This is a genomic window from Nocardia cyriacigeorgica NBRC 100375, assembly GCF_000308555.1.
Classification (GTDB): domain Bacteria; phylum Actinomycetota; class Actinomycetes; order Mycobacteriales; family Mycobacteriaceae; genus Nocardia; species Nocardia cyriacigeorgica.
Genome location: NZ_BAFY01000305.1, coordinates 1 through 3,292 on the forward strand (window position 1 = coordinate 1; position 3,292 = coordinate 3,292).

Genomic DNA, 3,292 nt, shown 5'->3' on the forward strand with positions numbered 1-3,292 from the left:
GGCCTTCGTCGCGACCGTGCGGCCCGATCATTCGCCCAGCGTCTCGCCGAAGGGATCGGTGCGGGTCTACGACGACCAGCACCTGGTGTTCATGGACATCGCCTCACCGGGCACCGTGGCGAATCTGGCGCAGAACCCGGGTATCGATCTGCGCGGTGACCCGGCCCCCCTGCTCACCGGCGCTGCGGCCGTGGCCGATGCCGGCTGGAAGTACGTACTCACCGTGCAGCCCCAACCCGGACAGAGCCCCTCCGACGGCGAGGACGGTCTACTCGACCACGGCACCGGCGTGTCCGACGCCAGCCGCCGCGTTCGACTATGTGAGCACGCTGCACGCAGCACCGGGGTCGACCGAGTATGCCGAGCAAACCCGCGGGACACCCGGTGGCCCGCCCGCCAGGAGAACACCCCGCCCGCATCGGCTGCGGCGCAGTGATCAGGCCCGCGGGTGGCCTCGCGGCCCTGGTCGCGGCCGGCACGATCGTCGCGGCCGGGCTGGCGCACGCGCGGCCGGTTCCCGAGAGCACCTTCCGGACCGAGGTCTCGGGCGGCAACGTGATCCCCTCCGTCGAGAACGCCGAATTCGCGCTGGCACCCGATGGCCGGTCGATCGGCGTCACCGACGCCGAGGCGGCCTATCCGGAGGGCACCGACTCGGGGGCTCGCTCCCGCGCTCCGAACTACGAATTCCTGCCGACCGCGGGTGTATCGGCGGCGGCTCGAGACAGACCGGCGCCCCACGACCGCTGCGGTCATGGGGCGCCGGAAGTCTCAGGGGCGGTTCAGCTCCCCGTTACGGGCGCTGACAAGGAACGCATCCCACTCGCCTGGAGTGAAGACGAGAACCGGACCGGCAGGATTCTTCGAGTCCCGGACACCGACGATGCCGCTATCGAGATGCGCGACCTCCACGCACTCCTTGGTCGACGAGCTCTTGCTGCTCTTGAACCACTGGGCTCCAGTTAGATCGACGGTCACCGTTGATACTCCTTTGCCACTTCCAAGAGCCGGTCGCGGCTCCGCTGCTCATCCAACGCTACACGGGAAATTCGCCGGACGACCTGGCGATATCTGTCCAACTCCGAGTCGTCTTCGATGTAGAGGTCGCCGGTGTAGCCCTCGACGTATACCACCGGAGGCTCGGCGTCTTTCGATACCGACAACGCCGGAAACTCCAGCAGTAAGAAGCTACCTACGAGCAGGCCCGGGTGGCTTGCCGCGTCGAAAGGGACCAGTCTGACCGAAACATTGGGTCGCTCCATCATGCGAGCCAGGTGGTCGAGCTGCCCGCTTGCGACGGCCGGCCCACCGGTCTGCTCGTGGATTACCGACTCCGACAGCAGCACATCCACGGCAAAACCTGGGTCCTCGAGCCGAGATTGGCGATGTGCTGTCACCGCTACCCGGCGTTCGATGGATTCCGAATCCACCTCAGGGGACTCTGCCCAGGCGAGCGCGCGTCGATACTCGGGAGTCTGCAACAGCCCCGGAATTACCGCCGTTTTCCACGCCGTCACTCGGCTTGCCGCATCCTCCAAGGCCAGATAGTGGTCGAAGCCGGCAGCCAACTGGTCGGCATATCCGCGCCACCAAGCTCCACCCGACTTCTGGGCCGTCCGGAACTTCTGAAGCAGCCCGAGCAGCACCCGCCGATCCGTATCACTCGCCGCGTACCGGTCGCACAGCGCGTTCACCTGTAGCGACGACACCCGCGTGCCGTGCCCTTCCTCGATCCGCCCGATGCTCTGCGGAGACAGCTCGATGGCGCGAGCTGCCGCCGACTGGCTGATTCCGGCTCGCTCACGCAGTTTGCGCAGTTCCCGCCCCAATGCCCTGCGCGGAAGTGTCGATCCCACCCTGCTCACCTCTCCGTACTGGAATGCTCCGAATTGGAACGCTTTGACCTAGAGATGCCCGCATACGAAGTCTTACAGCACAGGGCGAGAAAAGCCACTGTGCGGCTGCTGATTTCGGCGCGGCGCGGGTCTACTGGGCACAGCGCACGGCGGCGGGAAAGCCTCGCCGCACATCCGCGCGGGAGTCCGGAGTACTCCGTCGTGGATGGTCCAGCAGGCCTCGCCCGCAGCCGCACTGGACCTCGCCGTCGTGCGCCCCACCGACTCACAGCAAGGGCAGCCATGAAAGCCGTTGTGTACCTGAATTCCTCGTATTGCAAGAAACGTCAGCAGGGTTACGAAATGGAGGCACGCGCGTATGCCGCCCGGCACGGATATTCGGTCGCGCGCACCGTCATCGATATCGACAACGATGCCCTTGCCTGGCTGTTGTTGAAGACCGAGCAACTCGGGATCGCCGCGATCGTGACCCCGACTCTCGATCACCTCGGCTCCCGAGCCCAGAGCGTCCTCGACCGTTGTGACCTGCTGATCGTGCACCCGAGCGGGTTCCTCGCGCGGGGCACCCGCCTGGCCCGCGCGGCGCTCGGCGGGCGCCGATGACCGGCCCCTACGGCCCGGACCTGGTCGCGGCCGGCGACTTTCCGATCAACCACGACGCGCCGCTGCCGGGAACCGGATTCTTTCGGGACGAACTCGAATCGATGCTGGGTTACCACACCGGCTGCGCCCCATGTCCGTTCAAGTCGGTGCTGATGGAATTGCTCGACGTGATGAATCGGCAGGACACCGACTTCGCGCGCGTGCCGCCACGACTCGGGGATTCCGAGTAGCACACCGTCAGATAGAACGAGGCGTATCAATCCGGCCCGGCTAGCGGCCCTTCGTAGGCCCGAATTGGATTCGGTGATCCCTGGCACTGGCGACGCAATTGAGAAGGGGCGTTCGTACGCACCGAAATCCGGTCGGAGCACACCGACCGGATTCGGAGTATTCAATTGTGGTTGCGCTTGATTCGGAGATCAGGCGCGGCGCAGGCCCAGGTATTGCAGAGCCGCGAAGGCGCCGACGACGAGGGCTTGCAGGACGGCCCAGATGGCGCCCGCCACGGTCAGGTCGAGGCCGATGACGAACAGGGCGACCAGGCTGAGTACCGCCCAGGCGGCGTTGCCCGCGATGACGGTGCGGACGGCGGCCGGGTTGATGCGCGCCGGGAGGCCGACGAGCGCGACACCGATGCCGTAGAGGGTGAGGAAGATGCCGATCGGGATACCGACGGCGGTGTCGAGGCCGAGCAGGGATTCGATCGGGCCCGACAGCGCCAGGTAGGCCAGGCCGTTGGCGGCGGTCACCACCGCGTCGAGGCGCAGCGAGAATCGCAGCAGGGCGGGCCCGGGGGCGAGCAGCGTGGACAGGTGGCCGGGGGCGGTGGTGGT

The 3,292-nt window shown here is 66.8% G+C and carries 6 protein-coding genes; 3 read left to right on the plus strand and 3 right to left on the minus strand.

Features of this window, described 5'->3' with window-relative positions; genetic code table 11:
* On the plus strand, positions 1–436 hold a 436-nt coding region (locus tag RJ05_RS32540; RefSeq protein WP_255220962.1), incomplete at its 5' end, for a pyridoxamine 5'-phosphate oxidase family protein.
* Between the two features lie 335 nt (positions 437–771).
* Here the strand turns inward: RJ05_RS32540 and RJ05_RS30315 are convergent.
* Both RJ05_RS30315 and RJ05_RS26205 read right to left on the minus strand, forming a co-directional pair.
* Complete coding sequence (locus RJ05_RS30315; protein ID WP_081597547.1) at positions 772–978, minus strand: DUF397 domain-containing protein; 207 nt, start codon at positions 976–978, stop codon at positions 772–774.
* Positions 975–1,856, minus strand: a complete 882-nt coding sequence (locus RJ05_RS26205; RefSeq protein WP_249040488.1) for a helix-turn-helix domain-containing protein — start codon at positions 1,854–1,856, stop codon at positions 975–977. Before RJ05_RS26205 ends, RJ05_RS30315 begins: the two co-directional genes overlap by 4 nt.
* A gap of 282 nt (positions 1,857–2,138) precedes the next feature.
* On the opposite strand from RJ05_RS26205, the gene RJ05_RS26210 reads away from it, so the two are divergent.
* Positions 2,139–2,459 (plus strand): hypothetical protein, encoded by a 321-nt coding sequence (locus tag RJ05_RS26210; protein ID WP_051016927.1) that lies wholly within the window; start codon positions 2,139–2,141, stop codon positions 2,457–2,459.
* On the plus strand, positions 2,456–2,689 hold the full coding sequence (locus tag RJ05_RS26215; RefSeq protein WP_036541957.1) for a hypothetical protein: 234 nt from the start codon (positions 2,456–2,458) through the stop codon (positions 2,687–2,689). Before RJ05_RS26210 ends, RJ05_RS26215 begins: the two co-directional genes overlap by 4 nt.
* A 189-nt stretch (positions 2,690–2,878) precedes the next feature.
* Here RJ05_RS26215 and RJ05_RS31550 read toward each other — a convergent pair.
* The coding region (locus RJ05_RS31550; RefSeq protein WP_255220963.1) for a hypothetical protein at positions 2,879–3,292 on the minus strand (414 nt) is incomplete at its 5' end.

Coding starts and splice junctions, on each gene's coding strand:
- RJ05_RS26215 (WP_036541957.1), top strand. CDS start 2,456: ATGACCGGCCCCTACGGCCCGGACCTGGTCGCGGCCGGCGACTTTCCG.
- RJ05_RS26210 (WP_051016927.1), top strand. CDS start 2,139: ATGAAAGCCGTTGTGTACCTGAATTCCTCGTATTGCAAGAAACGTCAG.